Genomic DNA, 17,904 nt, shown 5'->3' with positions numbered 1-17,904 from the left:
TGCAGGCTCGCACGGAGTACGGAACCTCGCACCACACGAGCGGCGACGCCGCGGCCCTACGCCCGGCGCCGCACCCGCGGGTCGACGAACGCGTAGACCACGTCGACGATCACGTTCGCCGTGACGATCAGCAGCGCCGAGAACAGCGTGAAGCCGACGACCACCTGCAGGTCGAGCGTGTGCACCGCGTCGATGAGCAGTGCGCCGAGGCCCTGCATCGAGAACACCTTCTCGGTGATGACCGCACCACCGAGCAGCGACCCGAGGTCGAGCCCGAACAGCGTCACCACGGGCAGGATCGCCGTCCGGAGCCCGTGCCGCACGACGACCTGGCGCTCCCGCAGCCCCTTTGCCCGGGCGGTCCGGACGAAGTCCTGCGACATCGACTCGAGCATCTCGCCACGGGTCAACCGGGCGTAGATCGCGGCGCTGATGAAGGCGAGCACGCACCACGGCAGGATCAGGTGGGTGAACCAGCCGACGGGGTCGTCGCTGAAGGCCACGTACCCGCTCGTCGGCAGGATCCCGAGCACGAACCCGAACAGCAGGATGCCGAGCAGCCCGACCAGGTACGCCGGTGACGAGACACCGGCGACCGCGACCGTCATCACGGCGCGGTCGACGAAGGTGCCGCGACGCAACGCCGAGACGGTGCCGCCGAACACCCCGGCGACGAGCCACAGCACGGCGGCCCCCACTGCGATCGACGCGGTGACGGGCAGGCGCGCGAGGATCAGCTCGGTGACGCTCTCGTGCAGCTGGAACGAGTACCCGAAGCACGGTGCCGCGCACTCGATCACGCTGTTGCCGCTGCCGAAGGTCCGGCCCGTGAAGATGCCGGCCAGGTAGGCGCCGAACTGTGCGAGCCAGGGCTTGTCGGTGCCGAGGAACGCCTGGACCTCTCGCAGCCGGTCCGGCGTGCAGGGCTTGTCGCAGATCGCCCGTGCCGGGTTGGTCGGCAGGAGCATGAACAGCGCGTACGTGATGGCCGCGACGACGAGCAGCACGACGGCGGCCCCGAGCACGCGGATCGCCAGGAAGCGCAGGGTGGCGGCGTTCACGCGGTACCCCCTCGCGGGTCGAGGGCGTCGCGCAGGGCGTCACCGAGCACGTTGAAGGCGAGGGTGATGAGGAACAGTGCGGCTCCGGGGAACACGAGGTACATGGGATCGGTCTGCACCCAGCCGATGGCGTCGCCGATGCTGCGACCCCACGACGGCGTCGGCGGGTTGACGCCGACGGCGAGGAACGAGAGCGCGGCCTCGGCACCGATCATCGACGGGATCGAGATGGTGGCGTAGACGGTGATCGTCGCGGCGAGGTTCGGCAGCAGCTGCGTACGGATGACGTGCCACCGTCCTGCGCCCATCGCGGTGGAGGCGACGACGTAGTTGCGGCTGACGAGCGACAGCGTCTGCCCGCGCACGACGCGGGCCACGGCCGGCCAGCCGAAGAACCCGATGACGAGCACGACGAGCACGGGCTTCGGGAACGACGACGGCACGATGGCGGTGAGGGCGATCATGAACACGAGCGACGGGAACCCGAAGATCACGTCGACGACCCGCGAGAGCACGCGGTCGTACCAGCCGCCGAAGAACCCGGTCGTGACGCCGACGAGCACGCCGATGACGATCGACACCAGGGTGGCCGCGAGTCCGATGCCGAGCGACGTCCGTGCACCGTACGTGACGATCGAGAACAGGTCGCGCCCGGTCAGGGGCTCGACACCGAACCAGTGCTCGCCGCTGATCCCGCCGCCCGGACCGCGCGGAGCGCCGAAGTCGTTCAGCGCGTCGATGTCGTACGAGTACGGGTCCTGCCCGGACGCCTTCGCGATGAGCGGGGCCGCCACGGCGACCACCAGGAACACCGCGATGACGACGGCCGAAGCCACCGCCCAGCGGTCCTGCCGGACGCGTCGCACCACGGCGCGGAAGCCGGTGGTCCGGCCGGACGGTGCGACCGGGCGGTCGACGACGTTGGCCGTCACGAGGCCACTCCTTCCCACGCGCGCCACGCCTCGCGGCGAGCGGCCTGGCGCACGGGGTCGGCGACGGGCGCTGCGGCGAGGAGCATGCGCGTGTAGTCCTGGTGCGGGTCGTCGAGCACGGCGTCGGTGGTCCCCCGCTCGACGACCCGGCCGTCGCGCAGCACGATCACCTGGTCGGCGAGCTGGCGGACGACGGCGAGGTCGTGGCTGATGAGCAGCATGCCGAAGCCGAACTCCCGCTGCAGCCCGGCCAGCAGGTCGAGCACGGCGGCCTGCACCGTGACGTCGAGGGCCGAGGTCGGTTCGTCGGCGATGACGAGTGCCGGCCGCAGCGCGAGCGCACGCGCGACGGCGACGCGCTGCCGCTGGCCGCCGGACAGCTGGTGCGGGAACCGCTCGGCCCACGTCGGGTCGAGCTGCACGGCGGTCAGCAGCTCGCGGACCCGCTCGGCGCGGTCCGCAGCGGAGTCGGTGCCGTGCACGAGCAGCGGTTCCGCGATGCTCCAGCCGATGGTCTGCCGCGGGTTGAGCGACGACGCCGGGTCCTGGAACACGATGCCGACACGACTGCGCAGCTCGCGCAGTCGTCGTCCGCGGGCCGTCCGCAGATCGCTGCCGTCCACCTCGACCGACCCGGCGACGACGGGCACCAGGCCCGCGAGCGCGCGCCCGATCGTGGACTTGCCGGAACCGGATTCGCCCACCAGGCCGACGGTCTCGCCGGCGTGCAGGGCGAGGTCGATGCCGGACACGGTCGGTCCGCCCCGGCGCGAGTACCGCACCGCGACGTCACGCAGGCGCGCGACGAGCGGGCTGGAGGCGCGGCCCGCGTCCGCCCCGTCGGGCACCACAGCGGTGTTCGCGCTGGGCGACTCCTCACGCGCCCCCGCAGACGTGAGGTGTCGCTGGGCGCGTGAGCCGGGCTCGCCGAACCGCGCCTCCAAACTGGGGACGGCGGCGAGGAGCTCGCGTGTGTAGTCGGCGGTCGGGTGGGCGAAGACCTCGGCGACGGTGCCGTGCTCGACCGGGTCGCCGCGGCGCAGCACCAGCAGGTCATCCGCGACGTCCGCGACCACGCCCATGTCGTGGGTGATGAGCAGCACGGCGAGGGATCGCTCGCGGCCGAGGCGCCGGAGCAGGTCCAGGATGCCGGCCTGCACGGTGACGTCGAGCGCGGTCGTGGGCTCGTCGGCGAAGAGTGCGACCGGGTCGCCGGCCAGGGCCATCGCGATCATCGCGCGCTGGAGCTGGCCGCCGGACAGCTCGTGCGGGTAGGCCTTGCGGATGCGCTCCGGGTCGGTGAGGCCGGCGGCACGGAGCAGTTCGTCGACGCGCGCCCGGACCCCGGCGCGGTCGAGCCCGGTCGGGTGCGCCCTGACGGCTTCGGCGATCTGCGTGCCGATCGACAGGACCGGCGTGAACGAGTTCATCGGTTCCTGGAACACCACGCCGATGCCCGCACCCCGGACGGCGCGGATCGTCTCGACGGGGGCGCCGATGAGTTCCTCGCCGCGGAACCGGGCGCTGCCCGACACCGAGGCCTGTGGCGGCAGCAGCCCGAGCACGCTCATGGCGCTGACGGACTTGCCCGAGCCGGACTCGCCCACCAGGGCGAGGACCCGGCCGGGCGTCAGGTCGAAGGAGACGTCACGGACGACGGGCTCCGCGTCGCCGAACGCGACGCGGAGCCCCTCGACCTGCAGGATCGGTTCGGTCACTGCTGGAGCGAGACCTTGAGGTAGTTCGGGTACGCGGGGAAGTCAGCGATCTGGAAGTTCTGCACGTTCGAACCGGCGAGGAAGGACTGCTTCGCGTAGATGAGCGGCACGACCGGGGCGTCGGCCATGATCTTCTGGTCCGCCTGGGCCCAGAGCTTCTGCGCGTCGTCCTGGTCGACCGTGGAGCTGGCCTTCGCGATCAGGGCGTCCACCTCGGGGTTGCTGTACTTCGAGACGTTGTAGCCGCCGCCACCGATCTGCGACGAGTCGTACAGGGGCTGCAGGTTGGCGTTCGCGCTCGGGAAGTCCGGCTGCCAGCTCGACAGCGACAGGTCGAAGTCGGTGCCGTTGGTGGTCGCCTGCGTGAAGGAGTCGTAGTCGAGCGGCTTGAGCGTCACGGCGATGCCGGCACGCTTCAGGCCGGACTGCAGCGCCTGGGCCTGGGCGAGGTAGGTCGGGTCGTTCTGGGTGACCAGGGTCAGCTTCAGGTTGCTGACGCCGGCCTCCTCGAGCAGCTCCTTCGCCTTGTCGACGTCGCCGGTGGCCTTGGTCTCGTACAGGTCGTAGTCCTGGCGCCCGGCGATGCCCGGGGTGATGAGCGTCGAGGCGTACGAGCCGGCGATCGCCCCACCGGCAGCGATCCGGAAGGACTTGCGGTCGACCGCGTACTGCACCGCCTGGCGGACCTTGAGGTCCTTGAGCGCACCGCGCTGCGTGTTGATCGCCATGTAGCTGATCGGGCCGGCCTTCGACGTGGCCAGGCGGTCCTGGGCTGCCGGGTTGCTGCGGACCTGGTTGAGCTCGGCGGCACCCAGGTAGATGGCGCCGAACGAGTTCTTGGCGTCGCCGTTGTCCGCGATCAGCGTCTGCGTCACCGTGGACTGGTCCTGGCTCTCCTTGAAGACGATCTTCGACGGGCCCGCGGTGCGGACCTCGTCGGTCTTCGCGCTCCAGTTCTCGTTGCGGACGAGCGTGACCTGCGAACCCTGCGTGTTCGACTGCACCTGGTACGGACCGGACGCGACCGGCTTCAGGTCGTAGGCGCCGGTGTCCTTGCCGTCGCCCTCGGGCACCGGGGTGAATGCCGGCATCGACGCGAGCCACGGCCAGTCGCCGTACGCGTCGTTCAGCTTGAAGACGATGGTCTTGTCGTTCGGGGTCTCGATGCTGTCGAGCGACTTGCCGTCGAACGGACCCTTGTAGTCGGCACCGCCCACCAGGAGCGACTTGTGGTAGCTCAGGCCACCGCTCAGGGTCGGCGCGAACGACCGCTCGATGCCCCACTTGATGTCCTTCGTGGTGATCGGCGTGCCGTCCTGGAACTCGACGCCGTCCTTCAGCGTGTAGGTCCAGGTCTTGCCGTCGTCGCTCGAGACCCCGGTGTTGGTCGCCAGATCGGGGACGACCTTCGCCGTCTTGCCCGGCTCGACGTCCCACGTGGTGAGCCGTCGGGCCACGAGGCCCAGCGACGTGATGCCGAGGCTCTGGCTGGTCGCGGGGTCGAGGTGGAACGAGGTCTGCGGCGTCAGGATGTTGAGCGTGCCGCCCTTGGCCGTGCCCTCGGCGCCGTCGTCGGACGAACCCCCACCCGAGCAGCCGGTCAGGACCAGGGCTGCTGCTGCGGCGACGGCCGCGGTGATCGTCAGGCGGTTGGGGCGTCTCATGACGGTGCTGCTCCTCGGGGAAGGGGGTCGCGATCGCGGTGGCGGTCGCTGCGACGGCGGAACGGTCCACCTGCCGGGCGGCGTCCATCCTGACACCGCGACGGTGGCCCGTCCGAATCTCGCGTGCGTCGGACGACGCACGACGAAACATTGCAAGCGCCTGACGTCGACCCGCTATTCCCGATGCGTTCGCACAGCAGTGCGTCAGCGGTCGAAGAGCCCGCCGAGGAAGTCGTTGCCGAGGTTCGACGCCTGCTCGCCGAGACCAGACACCTGCTCCCCCAGGCCCGCGGCCTGCTCGCCGAACCCGCCGAGGAGCTGCTCGCCCTCGCCGAGCACTCCCTCGACGCCACCGCCGAGGTCACCGAGCCCGAGGTCGCCCATGCCCGAGGCGATCCCCTCGAAGTCGACGCCGAGGTCGGCGGCCCCTGCCAGGACCGGCCCTGCGGCGGCACTCAGCACCGCTCCCCCGGCCACCGCGGCGGCGAGGCCACCGAACGCCATCGCGCCGGCGCCGACCGCCGCACCACCGGCGAAGGCCCCGGCGCGGCCGCGGCCGTTGCCGTTGCGGCCGGAACCGCCGAGGACCCGTCGGACCAGACCCGGTCGCGACATCTCCCCGCGGGTCATCGCACGGGCCATGCCGCCCGCCGAGTCGTCGCGCAGGTGCTCATGGGGCGGGAGCTCGGAGTTCAGGCGGTCGCGGACCTGCTGGCGCTGCGCGGGGGTGAGCCGCGCGAAGGCGTCGTGGTGGACCTGCTCGAGCTGCTCCGGCGACGAGGTGCGGAGCAGGTAGTCGTACTTCGCCAGGGCGACCTTGTCGGCGTCGGCCCCGTGCTGCGGCGTGCGAGCGTGCTGCTGCGGCTGCTGGCCGTACTGCTGTGGCTGGCCGTACTGCTGTGGCTGGCCGTACTGCTGCGGCTGGCCGTACTGCGGCCGCGCCTGCTGCTGGTTCCGGTCGTCGCCGGTCAGCTTGTCCGCAGCGCTGCGCACGATGCCGCGCCAGTCGGTTCCGCCCTGCTGCGGTCCGGCGCCCGGCGCGGTTCCCCCCTGCCCACGCTTCTGGAGCTGCTTGTCGATGACCTTGGAGGCCATGCCGATGATGCGGTTGAGGTTCGCCATGCCCCGACCTTTGCGTCCTCACATGTGAACGCCCGGCGCTGCTCCGGTGCGACACCCGGACAACGCATCCCGATCCCCTGGGAACCGGCGCGGCTCAGGACAGGACGCGCGCGAGGAACGCGTTGCGGAACCGCCCCGTGGGGTCGAGGTCACGGGCGAGTGCGGCGAAGTCGGACAGCCGCGGGTACGCCTCGTGCAACCGCTCGGCACTCGCGGCGGACACCTTGCCCCAGTGCGGCCTCGGGTCGAACGGCGCGAGCACCTCCTCGATCCGCTCGACGGCGGTGGCCACCGCGGCGGCGTCCCGGCGGAACGTGAAGTGCAGGCCGACCGACTGCCGGCCGGCCGAGGGTGCGAGCCACGCGGTGTCGGCCGCGATGGTGCGGACCTCGGCGGCGATGAGGATCGGGGCGAACAGCAACGCCAGCGGTCGGAGCGCCTCGAGCGCCTCCACCGCCGAGGCTGCGGGGATCAGGTACTCCGCCTGGATCTCGGCCCCGGTCGACGGGGTGAACGAGGACCGGAAGTGCGGCAGCCGCTCGGACCAGGGCCCCGGCACGCCGCCCTGCTCGGTGACGCCGGCCGGGTCGTTCTCGCCCGGGTGCACCGGTCCGGAGGCGACCCGGGCACCGAGGGCGACGAGGTCGACGGTCGGAGCAGCCTCGTCGACGCGGTGCTTGACCCAGACCTGCCGGGCACCGCGGTCGTCGAAGGAGGTGAACATCGACACCGAGTACGCATCGGACATCACCTGGTCGAACTGCGTGGCAACCGCGTCCCACGGCAGGTCGAGGTGCACCGTCGTGGCGACCTGGAACGTCGGCTCGATCGCGAGCTCCACCACGGTGACGACGCCGAGCGCGCCGATCCCCACCCGGTGGGCGTCGAGCAGCCCGTCGGGCGACGAGGCGTCGACGTGCGCGAGCTCCCCGGAGGCGCGGACGACGTCGAGGCCGACCACCGCCTGCGCGAGCGACGGGTTCCGCACGCCGGAGCCGTGCGTGCCCGTGGCGACGGCCCCGGCCGTGGAGATGTGCGGCAGGGACGCGAGGTTCCCGAGCGCCCAGCCACGGGCCTCCAGACCGGCCGCGACCTGGCTGTGCGTCATGCCGGCGGCGACGCGCACGACGCGACGCGACGTGTCGATGTCGAGCACGGGCGGCAGGTCCGACAGCGACACCTGGACGGCGTCGGTGTCGGCGATGGTGTTGAACGAGTGTCGCGAGCCGAGCGCCGTCAGGCGCGGCGTCGAGGCGACGAGCTGCTGGAGCTCGTCCATCGACGTCGGCCGGGCCAGCGCCGAGGCACGGTAGGTGACGTTACCCGCCCAGTTGGTGCGGGTGCGCTCGGCCGCGATCACGTCGTCCATCGTGGGTCCTGACTCCTCTAGAAGCCGCGGTCGAGACGGTGCCACGTCTGCTGGAGACGCAGCTCGTCGCGGAACCCGCGGGCGGTGGTGTGCTCGTCGATGACCAGGAACTCGGTGCCGACCATGGTCGCGAAGTCCTCGACGACCTGCAGGCCGACCGCCGTCGTCATCACGGTGTGGTGCGCGGCACCGGCGGTGAGCCAGGCCTCGGCGGCGACGGGGAACGACGGCCGGGGCTCCCAGACCGCGCGGCCCACGGGCAGCTTCGGCAGGGCCTCGGTCGGGGGCACGACGTCGACGACGTTCGCGGTGAGGCGGAAGCCGTCGCGGGTGTCGGACAGCGCGACGACGACGGCCTCGCCGGAGTCGGCGGTGAAGACCAGGCGCACCGGGTCGTCCTTGCCACCGATGCCGAGCGGGTGGATTTCGAGCGTCGGCTTCGTGGTGGTGAGCGTCGGCGAGACCTCGAGCATGTGCGCCCCGAGGATCTTCTCGGCGCCCGGGGTGAGGTCGTAGGTGTAGTCCTCCATCAGGGAGGCACCACCGGGCAGGCCGGCACCGGCGACGTTCATCGCGCGGACCAGGACCGCCGTCTTCCAGTCACCCTCGGCACCGAAGCCGTAGCCGTCGGCCATCAGGCGCTGCACCGCCAGGCCCGGCAGCTGCTTGAGCGAGCCGAGGTCCTCGAAGTTCGTGGTGAACGCGGCGCTGCCGTTCTGCGCGAGCAGGGTGCGGAGGCCGATCTCGATGGCGGCACCGTCGCGGAGCGCGGCGTGCCGTTCGCCGGCGCTGCGGAGTGACGGGTCGACGTCGTAGTCGCGCTCGTACGTCGCCACGAGCGCGTCGACCGCTGCCGTGTCCGCTGCTGCGGCGTCCACCGCTGCCGCGAGCTCGTTGACGGCCCACGTGTTGACCTGCACGCCGAGCTCGATCTCGGCCTCGGTCTTGTCGCCCTCGGTGACGGCGACGTAGCGCATGTTGTCGCCGAAGCGGGTCAGCTTCAGCTCGCGGACGGCCGCGGCGCCGGCGGCGGCACGGGTCCAGTTCGCGACGCGCTGCTGGACGCGGGGGTCCGAGACGTGGCCGACGGCCGTGGCGTGCCGGACGCCGAGGCGAGCGAGGGCGTAGCCGAACTCCCGGTCGCCGTGCGCGGCCTGGTTGAGGTTCATGAAGTCGAAGTCGATGTCCGCCCAGGGCAGCGTGACGTTCGCCTGCGTGTGCAGGTGCAGCAGCGGCTTGGTCAGCGCCTGCAGGCCGCCGATCCACATCTTGGCCGGGCTGAACGTGTGCATCCAGGTGGTGACGCCGATGACCTTGTCGTCGGCGCTCGCCTCGATGAGGGCCCGGCGGATGCCGTCGGCGTCCTTGAGCACGGGCTTCCAGACCAGCTTGACCGGCAGGTACCCCGCGAGTTCCGCGTGGACGGCCTTGCTCTGCTCCTCGACCTGGCGCAGGGTCTCCTCGCCGTACAGACCCTGGGAGCCGGTGAGGAACCAGACCTCGTAGCTGTCGAGCGTGGCCTGGGGGTCGACGGTGGTGTCCTGCGTCATCGCATGGCTCCTTCGGGGTTCTGTCCGTAGACGTTCTGGTAGCGATCGAAGAGTCGATCGATGTTCTCCGGGGCGATCGGGACGAGCTCGCCGCCCTGCTTCGCGATGTGCACCGTGCGGGCGACGTCCTCGCACATCACGGCCGCCTTGACGGCGTCCTTCGCGTCCTTGCCGATCGTGAAGACGCCGTGGTTCTGCATCAGCACGGCACGGCTGCGGTGCCCGCTCAGGGTGTCGACGATGCCGTGGCCGATCGAGTCGTCGCCGATGATCGCGAACGGGCCGACCGGGATGGGTCCGCCGAACTCGTCCGCCATCGCCGTGATCACGCACGGGATCGCCTCGGCGCGGGCGGCCCAGGCCGTCGCGTAGGTCGAGTGGGTGTGCACGACGCCGCCGACCTCGGGCATGTTCCGGTACACGTAGGCGTGCGCGGCGGTGTCGCTGGACGGGCCGTGCTCGTTGCCCCAGCCCTCGGCCGGCACACCATCGAGGGTGCAGACGACCTGGTTCTCCGGCGTCAGGTCGTCGCTCGACACTCCGCTCGGCTTGATGACGAACAGGTCCGTGCCGGGCACGCGCTCGGAGACGTTGCCGCCGGTCCAGATCACCAGGCCGTAGCGGACGAGTTCGCCGTGCAGGCGGGCGACGCGCTCCCGCGTCGCGGCGACGGCCTGTCGCGTGGTCTCGTCGATCGCGTCCGTCATCGGGTCACTTCCTCTGTCTGGAGGCGCGGGTCGGCGCCGTCGGTCTCTCCGGTCGGTCCTGTGGCCGCGCCGGGGCGGGTCGCCGCCGCGGCGACGTCCTGCACGGGCAGTGCGGACCGGTAGCGGTCCAGGTACGTCTGGAACCCGGCGACGTCCGCCGGCTCGGGTTCGGCCACGTGCACGGCGTCCCCGCCGAACACGGTGTCGGACAGGTAGTCGGCGAGCTGCTGGTCGGTGTGCTCGAGGTAGGCCGCCAGTACCGCGATCCCCCACGCGCCGCCCTCGCCCGCGGTCTCCTCGAGCGCGATCGGTACCCGCAGGGCCGCCGCGAGGAGCCGCTGCGGGGCACCCGGCGTGCGGAAGAGCCCACCGTGCGCGGTCATCCGGTCGACCTGCACCTGTTCGCCGTGCAGGACGTCCATGCCGATGGCCAGGGTCGCGAAGGCCCCGTGCACCTCGGAGCGGACCAGGTTGCCGAGCGTGAAGCGTGCACCGGGGGCGCGGAGCAGCAGCGGCCGGCCGTCCTCGACGTGGGTGACGGGTTCGCCGGCCAGGTAGTTGAAGGAGAGCAGACCGCCGGCGTCCGGGTCGGTGTCGTCGGCGACGGCCTCGGCGAGCAGCGTTGCGTAGACGTCGTCGGTGCCGATCGGGGTCGCACCGGTCCGCTCGCTCGAGGCCTCGGCGAAGCGTCCGAACACCCGGGCCCAGCTCGCGATCTCGCTCGCGCCGTTGTTGCAGTGCACCATCGCCACGGCGTCGCCGGCCGGGGTGGTGACGACGTCGAGTTCCTCGTGCGCGGTGGTCAGCGGCTGCTCGAGCACGACCATCGCGAAGATGCTGGTGCCGACGCTCACGTTGCCGGTGCGCGGGGCGACGGCGTTCGTCGCGACCATGCCGGTGCCGGCGTCGCCCTCGGGCGGGCAGAGCGGTGCACCGGGTTCGAGCGTGCCGGTCGGGTCGAGCCAGGCCGCGCCCTCGGGGGTCAGCTCGCCGGCTTCGGCACCGGCGACGAGGACCTCGGGCAGCAGGGACCGCAGGTCCGGCAGGCCGATCAGGTCCTGGGCGGTGGCGAGCATGGCGTGGTCGAAGTCCTTGGTGCCCGGGCCGCCGGGGCCGCTGTCGACGGGGCCGCCCTCGATCGGGAACATGCCGCTCGCGTCGCCGACGCCCAGCACGTTCCGGCCGGTCAGGCGGCGGTGCACGTAGCCGGCCAGGGTCGTGACGCCGGCGATCGACGGCACGTGCGACTCGTCGTCGAGGACCGCCTGGTACAGGTGCGCGATCGACCAGCGCAGCGGGATGTTGAACCCGAGGGCCTCGCTGAGCCGTTCGGCCGCGGGGCCGGTGGAGGTGTTGCGCCAGGTGCGGAACGGCACGAGCAGCTCGCCCTCGGCGTCGAACGCCAGGTAGCCGTGCATCATCGCGCTCACGCCGACCGCGCGGTAGCTGCTCGGGGCGACGCCGTACTGCGCCTCGACGTCGGCCACCAGGGCTGCGTACGCGGCGCGCAGTCCGGTCTCGACGGCCTCGAGCGAGTAGGTCCAGCGCCCGTCGACGTACTCGTTCTCCCACTCGTGGGAACCCGCCGCGATGGGCACGAGGTCCTCGTCCACCAGGCAGGCCTTGATGCGGGTGGAGCCGAGCTCGATCCCGAGTGTGGTGCGGCCGTCCACGATCCGCTGTCGGCGGTCGTCGCCCATGCGTTCCTCCAGAACCTCGTCGTCCTCAGTGAGCGCTCACATCCTGGCACGTGAGCGCTCACTCGTGCAACGCCGCGGCGCGCCGCCCGTCCTGCCCGCCCGTCCCGCCCGTCCCGCCCGTCCCACTCGTCCGCCCGCCTCCCCAACGGTCCAACACCCCGCTCAGCTCCCCCGACCGGTCACGGACCGTCGTCCGGCGCATCCACAGCCGACCGTTCCTGACCACTCGACGTCCCACGCACGACGGGTCGTGACCGAGCGACGCACGAGGGCGACGACGACGTGCGACCACCGCAGCCCCGCACCCGCGCGAGCCCCGACCACTCGCCACCCCACATCCGCGCGGGTCCTGACCAGCGGCCCGCCGAACCCGCGACACCCCGAGCGGCAGTGCCCGGGAAGGTCACGACACCCCGCTGCCTCCTCACCGCGGGATCACGAACTGTCGGCTGGAGGCGCGCCGAACGACGACTCGTGACCACTCGACCACGGCGGACGGGGTGTCGTGACCGCCCTACGCGCCGACGGTGCTCTCGCGGATGACGAGCGACGGGGTCACGGCCGCCGACGACGCCGTCCCGCCGTCGATCAGGGCGAGGAGCGCCTGCCCCGCGACGCGTCCGAGCTCCTCGAGCCGCAGGTCCACGGTGGTCAGCGGCGGCCTCGAGGCGAGCGCCATCACGTCCCAGTCGTCGAACCCGGTGACCGCGACGTCTCCGGGCACCGAACGTCCGAGCTCCCGCAGCCGGTCGCACACGCCCCGGGCGATCTGGTCGCTGCCGCAGACGATCGCGTCGACGTCGGGCGACTCCCGAGCCAGCACGTCCACGGCCTGCCGCCCCCAGCGCTCCGACCACTCGCCGTACAGCGGGTCGGTGACCAGGTGCGACCCGAGGACCGACGAGGCACCAGCCACCCGTCGCGCCGCGGACCGGTGTCGGGCCGGCCCCGTCACGATCGCGACCCGCTGCCGCCCGAGCGAGCGCACGTGCGAGGCGACGAGTGCCGACCCGGCGGCGTCGTCGAGGGTGATCGACACATCGGCGTCGTCGGTCGAGGGCGTGAAGGCGTAGACGACGGGGATGGACACGTCGATCGGGGGCCGGGCGTCGGCGGAACGGCCGGTGACGATGATGCCGTCGACGCCGCGGGCCGCCAGGGAGCGCAGGTAGTGGGCCTCGCGCACGTGGTCGTCGCGGGTGTCGCACAGCAGGACGGCCATCCGTCCGGCGGACAGGGCGTCCTCGGCGCCGAGCAGCACCGGGATCGAGAACCGGCCGAACGAGTCGGTGGTGATCATGCCGACGGTGTAGGTCCGGCCCGACGACAGCGCGCGGGCTCGGGCATCGGCGACGAACCCGAGCTTCTCGGCGGCGTCCTTCACGCGCAGCCGGGTGGCGTCCCGCAGCTGCCCGGTGCCGTTCAGCGCCTTCGACGCGGTGCCGATCGACACCCCGGCGAGCGCCGCCACGTCGGTTATTCGGATCGGCTGTCCGGTGCGTTCGAGCGTCACGGCAACCACCTTTCCGATGAACAGGGTGTGCCGATGACCCTACACAAAACCGCGGCGATGCCCTTGCGCGATGTCCACCCCGTGTCGTAACGTCCACCGCAGAAACCGTTTTCCGGATGGCCGAAGCCATCCGAACGGTGCCAGTCACATCGCAAGGAGGCGACATGACCACCACGCTCGCGACCGATCGCGGCGCGCACACCGCGACCCCGGTCCTCCCGACCGCCGACGCGCACCTCACGCTCCGGCCGCTGCCCACCGGCGACGCCCGGATCGCCGGCGGCTTCTGGGCGCTCCGCCAGGAGCGCAACGGCCGCGACGCCGTCCGCAGCGGCTACCAGCAGCTGGAGACGGCCGGCAACTTCCGCAACCTCCGCATCGCCGCCGGACTCGAGGAGGGCGAGGCCGTCGGCCCGATCTTCATGGACTCCGATGTGACGAAGTGGCTCGAAGCCGTGGCGTGGGAGTACGGCCGCGCCCCCGCCGAGGACCTGCTCGACCTGCAGCGCGAGGTCACCGCCCTGTACGCGCAGGCGCAGGCGGACGACGGGTACCTGGACTCCGTGCAGCAGGTCCGCGGCGAGGGCGAGCGGTACACGGACCTCAAGTGGAGCCACGAGATGTACTGCGCCGGGCACCTGTACCAGGCGGCCGTGGCCCAGCACCGTGCGACGGGCGACACCGGGCTGCTCGACGTCGCGATCAAGAACGCCGACCACCTGGTGCGCACGTTCGGCCCGGGCGACGACCACGTCCAGGACGTCGACGGCCACCCCGTCGTCGAGATGGGGCTCGTCGAGCTGTACCGCGAGACCGGCAACCGTGACTACCTCGACCTGGCGCACTGGTTCGTCGACGCCCGCGGGCACGGCATCATCGAACGCGCCGGCGGCGAACCGACGTACTTCTCCGACCGGGTGCCGAGCCGGCAGGCCACGACCGTCGAGGGCCACGCCGTCCGCGCCGTGTACCTGGCCGCGGGTGCCGTGGACGTCGCGATCGAGACCGGTGACGCCGAGCTCCTGGCCGCGAGCGAGACGCAGTTCGCAGACATGATGGCGACGAAGGCCTTCATCACCGGCGGACTCGGGGCCCGGTGGGACTGGGAGGCGTTCGGCGACCCGTACGAGCTGCCGACCGACCGCGGCTACGCCGAGACCTGCGCGGCCATCGGCGGGGTCCAGTGGGCCTGGCGCCTGCTGCTCGCCACCGGCAAGCCGGTCTACGCCGACGCCATCGAGCGCCTGCTGTACAACGCGTTCCTCGCGGGCGTGAGCCTGGCCGGCACCGAGTACTTCTACGTCAACCCGCTGCAGCAGCGTGACCACGCGCACCAGGACGAGAACCGCTCCCCCGCGCACGGCCGCCGCGGCTGGTTCGACTGCGCCTGCTGCCCGCCGAACATCATGCGGACGTTCGCGAGCCTCGACGGGTACCTGGCCACCGCGACCGACGGCGGGCTGCAGGTCCACCAGTACGCCACCGCCGACCTCGGCCCGGTGCGGGTCGAGACCGACTACCCGCACGACGGCCGCGTCCGCGTGACGGTCACCGAGGACGGCTCGCTCGCCCTGGGTCTGCGGATCCCGGCCTGGTCGGACACCACGACCGTCACGGGTCCGGACGGGTCCGCGAACCCTGCGGCGGACACGCTGCACGTCGTCGACCGCGAGTGGTCGGCGGGCGACACGGTCGAGCTCCTCTTCGACACGACGCCGCACCGCTACGTCGCCGACGCCCGCATCGACGCCGCCCGTGGGCAGGTCGCGATCGAGCGCGGACCGCTCGTGTACGCGGTCGAGCAGGCGGACCAGCAGGGCTTCACGGTCGACGACCTGACGGTCGACGCGGACGCGCCGATCACCGAGGAGCGCCGCGACGACCTGCTCGACGGCGTCGTCACGCTGCGGATCCCGGGGCACGCCCCGGCCGAGCACGTGCAGCCGGCCTGGCCGTACCGGCGGCTGGACGGTCCGGGAGGCGCGACCACGGCCCGCGACGCGACCAGCGTCGACGACGTGGCTGGTCCGCAGGGCGCCACCACGGGCCTCCAGGCCGGTCGCGACGTCACCGCGACCGCGGTCCCGTACTACGCGTGGGCCAACCGGGGAGCCGCGCCGATGCGCGTCTGGCTCCCGCTGGCGCGGTGACCGGCGTGGACCGCCGTGCGTTCCTCGTCGGCGGCGTCGCCGGCGGAGCCGCCCTCGCCCTGGCCGGGTGCTCCGGCACCCTGCCGAAGGTCGTCGCGAAGCCCGCGAGCTTCGGGAAGGACGCGACCGGCACCGTGCAGGTGTGGTGCCGGTCGGCGACCCAGGCCGGCCTGACGTCCGCCGTCGCCGGGTTCAACAAGGCGAACCCGGAGCTGCAGGTCCAGCTGACGCCCGTGCCGGACGCGCAGTACGTGACCAAGCTGGCGACCGCGATCCGTGGGGGTGAGCCGCCGGACGTCGTCGACATCGACGACATCAACTCGCAGCTGTTCATCTTCCGAGAGGCGTTCGCGGACCTCACCGACGTCGTGCAGGGACTCGACTACTTCGACGCGATCTCACCCGGCCACCTGCGGCTGCTCGAGTACCGCGACCGGTACTACGGCCTGCCCTACCTGGCCGACAACTCGCAGCTGTTCGTGAACACCGAGCTGTTCGAGCGCGCGGGCCTCGACGTCGAGGAGTCGACGAAGGACCTGTCCACGCTGCTCGACGCGGCGAAGGCCATCCGCAAGCTCGACGACGACGTGTACGGCTGGTCGATCTCCGGCAACGCCGCCGGCATCATCGGCTTCGTCACGCAGCCGCACGTCTGGGCGACCGGAGTCGACATGATGACCGGCGAGGTGGGATCCCAGCGGGCGAACATCACCGGCAACGAGGCCCTCGAACGCATGCTCGAGTTCTACCGGCAGCTGTGGAAGGACGGCGTGCTGTCGAAGGCGACGTACTCCGACGCGGGCACCACGTGGGGCGCCGACTTCCGGGCCGGCAAGGTGGGGATCTTCCCGACCTCGTACGGGGCGACCGTGCCCGCGGCCACCAAGGCGATGCGGGCGAAGATGCGGACGGTGCTCATCCCGTCGTGGGACGGCCAGCGGTCGTTCTTCGACGGCGGCGACAACATGTGCATCCCGAACGGAGCAGCGAACCCGTCCGGCGGGTGGGCGTTCATGCAGTACGCGAACAGCCTCCAGCAGCAGCAGGCGCTGCCGGACGGCGGGTACTTCCCGACGCGGTCCGACGCCGCCACCCCGGAGTACCGCAAGCGGTTCCCGCTGGCGTACGGCCCCCTCGACGCCATCGAGAAGGGCTACGCACCGCAGACGCTGGCGTACAACCTGCTCAACAACCAGCCGTCGTCGCCGTACTTCGCGATGTTCCGCCAGGCCGTGTTCGGGTCGGGAAGCGCTGCCGCCATGCGGACGGCGCAGTCCGACTACCAGCGGATCCTCGACCAGGTGCAGGCCTGAGCCGGCCTGCTCCGCTCGTCTGTCGCCCGTCTCGGGCTCTGGGCTCGTCCCGCTCGTCCCGCTCGTCTCGCTCGTCTCGCTCGTCTCGCTCGTCTCGCTCGTCTCGCTCTTGTTGATGCACAGAGAGGTGCACGCATGTCGACCATCTCCACCCGGCGCCCCGCCGGCCGGACCGGCCCGGGCCGCCCCACCGTGGGCCGCGGCCCGGGGCGCGGCGGCTCCGTCCGGACCCGCAACTCGCTCACCCACCCGCCGCGCACCGGCGCCGTCCTCGTCGCCCCGGCGATCCTGTTCGTCGCCGTCTTCGTGCTCGTCCCGCTCGTGTTCGCGCTCTACATCTCGTTCACGAACTGGCCCCTGATCGGCCCGTACCGGTTCATCGGGCTGCAGAACTACCTGACGCTGTTCCAGGACCCGACGTTCGTGCACGCGATCGGCTACACGCTGCTGTACACGGCGATCGTGACCCTGCCGATCCTGGCGCTCGGGTACTTCCTCGCGGTGCTCGTCCGCGCACGCCGCCGTGGCAGCACGATCCTGCGGACGGTGTTCTTCCTGCCGTACGTGGTCGGCCTGACGACGCTCTCGTTCATGCTCGTGCTCGAGGCGCAGCCGAACTCCGGGGCCGTCAACATGATGCTCCGCTGGCTCGGGATCACCGACGGCAGCACCGCGTGGCTCGTGAACGGTCCGCTGGCGACGCTGCTCATCTGCGTGCTCGTGGTCTGGGCGGTGTCCGGGCTGACCATGGTGCTGCTCATGTCGGCGATGCAGGGCGTCCCCGACGAGGTCTACGAGTCGGCGCAGCTCGAGGGGGCGTCCTGGTGGCAGACCGAGCGCCTCATCACGTTCCCGATGATCCGTTCGACCGTCGCGCTGAGCGTCATCATCTCGGTGATCGGGTCGCTCCTGGCGTTCAACCAGTTCTACATCCTGACCCAGGGCGGCCCGGGCACCGAGACCACCACGATCGTGAACGCGATCTACAACCGCGGGTTCGTGAACCTGCAGCTCGGGGCGGCGACCGCCCAGTCGATCGCCCTCGTCGTGGTGATCGCCGCCGTGACGGTGTTCCAGTTCTGGGCACTGCGAGAGAAGGACTGAC

Annotated in this window: 13 protein-coding genes; 3 read left to right on the top strand and 10 right to left on the bottom strand. The window is 71.7% G+C overall.

Translation table 11 applies throughout. The features are described from left to right. Nucleotides 1-56: 56 nt before the first annotated feature. The 10 genes from Q9R26_RS01640 to Q9R26_RS01595 form a co-directional block, all read right to left on the bottom strand. Nucleotides 57-1,061 carry an ABC transporter permease gene (locus Q9R26_RS01640; RefSeq protein ID WP_111047198.1) on the bottom strand — a complete coding sequence of 335 codons (1,005 nt, stop codon included), beginning with the start codon at nt 1,059-1,061 and terminating at the stop codon, nt 57-59. Then, nucleotides 1,058-1,993: an ABC transporter permease gene (locus tag Q9R26_RS01635; RefSeq protein WP_182064750.1), complete on the bottom strand. Its 936-nt coding sequence runs from the start codon at nt 1,991-1,993 to the stop codon at nt 1,058-1,060. The genes Q9R26_RS01640 and Q9R26_RS01635 overlap by 4 nt, the downstream gene beginning before the upstream one ends. Next, nucleotides 1,990-3,711, bottom strand: coding sequence for an ABC transporter ATP-binding protein (locus tag Q9R26_RS01630; protein ID WP_311226375.1), 1,722 nt, complete (start codon nt 3,709-3,711; stop codon nt 1,990-1,992). The genes Q9R26_RS01635 and Q9R26_RS01630 overlap by 4 nt, the downstream gene beginning before the upstream one ends. Next, entirely contained in the window at nt 3,708-5,375 is a 1,668-nt protein-coding gene (locus Q9R26_RS01625; protein WP_311226374.1) for an ABC transporter substrate-binding protein, read from the bottom strand. The genes Q9R26_RS01630 and Q9R26_RS01625 overlap by 4 nt, the downstream gene beginning before the upstream one ends. Before the next feature lie 204 nt (nt 5,376-5,579). After that, nucleotides 5,580-6,497, bottom strand: a complete 918-nt coding sequence (locus Q9R26_RS01620) for a cation-transporting ATPase (protein WP_311226373.1) — start codon at nt 6,495-6,497, stop codon at nt 5,580-5,582. A gap of 94 nt (nt 6,498-6,591) precedes the next feature. Beyond that, complete coding sequence (locus Q9R26_RS01615) at nt 6,592-7,866, bottom strand: FAD-binding protein (protein WP_311226372.1); 1,275 nt, start codon at nt 7,864-7,866, stop codon at nt 6,592-6,594. Nucleotides 7,867-7,883: 17 nt separating this feature from the next. Then, nucleotides 7,884-9,416 carry an L-arabinose isomerase gene (araA, locus tag Q9R26_RS01610; protein WP_182064754.1) on the bottom strand — a complete coding sequence of 511 codons (1,533 nt, stop codon included), beginning with the start codon at nt 9,414-9,416 and terminating at the stop codon, nt 7,884-7,886. Then, the gene (locus Q9R26_RS01605) at nt 9,413-10,123 is read right to left on the bottom strand and encodes an L-ribulose-5-phosphate 4-epimerase (RefSeq protein ID WP_182064755.1); all 711 of its coding nucleotides are present in this window, start codon (nt 10,121-10,123) and stop codon (nt 9,413-9,415) included. The genes araA and Q9R26_RS01605 overlap by 4 nt, the downstream gene beginning before the upstream one ends. Next, nucleotides 10,120-11,823, bottom strand: coding sequence for an FGGY-family carbohydrate kinase (locus Q9R26_RS01600; RefSeq protein ID WP_311226371.1), 1,704 nt, complete (start codon nt 11,821-11,823; stop codon nt 10,120-10,122). Before Q9R26_RS01600 ends, Q9R26_RS01605 begins: the two co-directional genes overlap by 4 nt. 514 nt (nt 11,824-12,337) lie before the next feature. Next, complete coding sequence (locus Q9R26_RS01595) at nt 12,338-13,336, bottom strand: LacI family DNA-binding transcriptional regulator (protein ID WP_311226370.1); 999 nt, start codon at nt 13,334-13,336, stop codon at nt 12,338-12,340. Between the two features lie 164 nt (nt 13,337-13,500). On the opposite strand from Q9R26_RS01595, the gene Q9R26_RS01590 reads away from it, so the two are divergent. From Q9R26_RS01590 to Q9R26_RS01580, 3 genes are all read left to right on the top strand, one after another. Then, a complete protein-coding gene (locus Q9R26_RS01590) occupies nt 13,501-15,486 on the top strand; it encodes a beta-L-arabinofuranosidase domain-containing protein (RefSeq protein ID WP_311226369.1) in 1,986 nt (661 codons plus the stop codon). Continuing rightward, entirely contained in the window at nt 15,483-16,799 is a 1,317-nt protein-coding gene (locus Q9R26_RS01585; RefSeq protein ID WP_259579893.1) for a sugar ABC transporter substrate-binding protein, read from the top strand. Before Q9R26_RS01590 ends, Q9R26_RS01585 begins: the two co-directional genes overlap by 4 nt. A 135-nt stretch (nt 16,800-16,934) precedes the next feature. Next, nucleotides 16,935-17,903 (top strand): sugar ABC transporter permease, encoded by a 969-nt coding sequence (locus tag Q9R26_RS01580; protein WP_311226368.1) that lies wholly within the window; start codon nt 16,935-16,937, stop codon nt 17,901-17,903. Nucleotide 17,904 lies beyond the last annotated feature (1 nt).

Origin of the sequence: Curtobacterium sp. BRB10, from assembly GCF_031844325.1 — a bacterium.
Lineage (GTDB): Bacteria > Actinomycetota > Actinomycetes > Actinomycetales > Microbacteriaceae > Curtobacterium > Curtobacterium poinsettiae_A.
The sequence above is the reverse complement of the archived record's forward strand: the minus strand, read 5'-3'. Positions and strand labels throughout refer to the sequence as shown.

Bases quoted from the DNA above. Each gene is read 5' to 3' on its own strand.
- Q9R26_RS01590 (WP_311226369.1), top strand. From the start codon at position 13,501: ATGACCACCACGCTCGCGACCGATCGCGGCGCGCACACCGCGACCCCG.
- Q9R26_RS01620 (WP_311226373.1), bottom strand. From the start codon at position 6,497: ATGGCGAACCTCAACCGCATCATCGGCATGGCCTCCAAGGTCATCGAC.
- Q9R26_RS01615 (WP_311226372.1), bottom strand. From the start codon at position 7,866: ATGGACGACGTGATCGCGGCCGAGCGCACCCGCACCAACTGGGCGGGT.
- Q9R26_RS01605 (WP_182064755.1), bottom strand. From the start codon at position 10,123: ATGACGGACGCGATCGACGAGACCACGCGACAGGCCGTCGCCGCGACG.
- Q9R26_RS01600 (WP_311226371.1), bottom strand. From the start codon at position 11,823: ATGGGCGACGACCGCCGACAGCGGATCGTGGACGGCCGCACCACACTC.
- Q9R26_RS01625 (WP_311226374.1), bottom strand. From the start codon at position 5,375: ATGAGACGCCCCAACCGCCTGACGATCACCGCGGCCGTCGCCGCAGCA.
- araA (WP_182064754.1), bottom strand. From the start codon at position 9,416: ATGACGCAGGACACCACCGTCGACCCCCAGGCCACGCTCGACAGCTAC.
- Q9R26_RS01580 (WP_311226368.1), top strand. From the start codon at position 16,935: ATGTCGACCATCTCCACCCGGCGCCCCGCCGGCCGGACCGGCCCGGGC.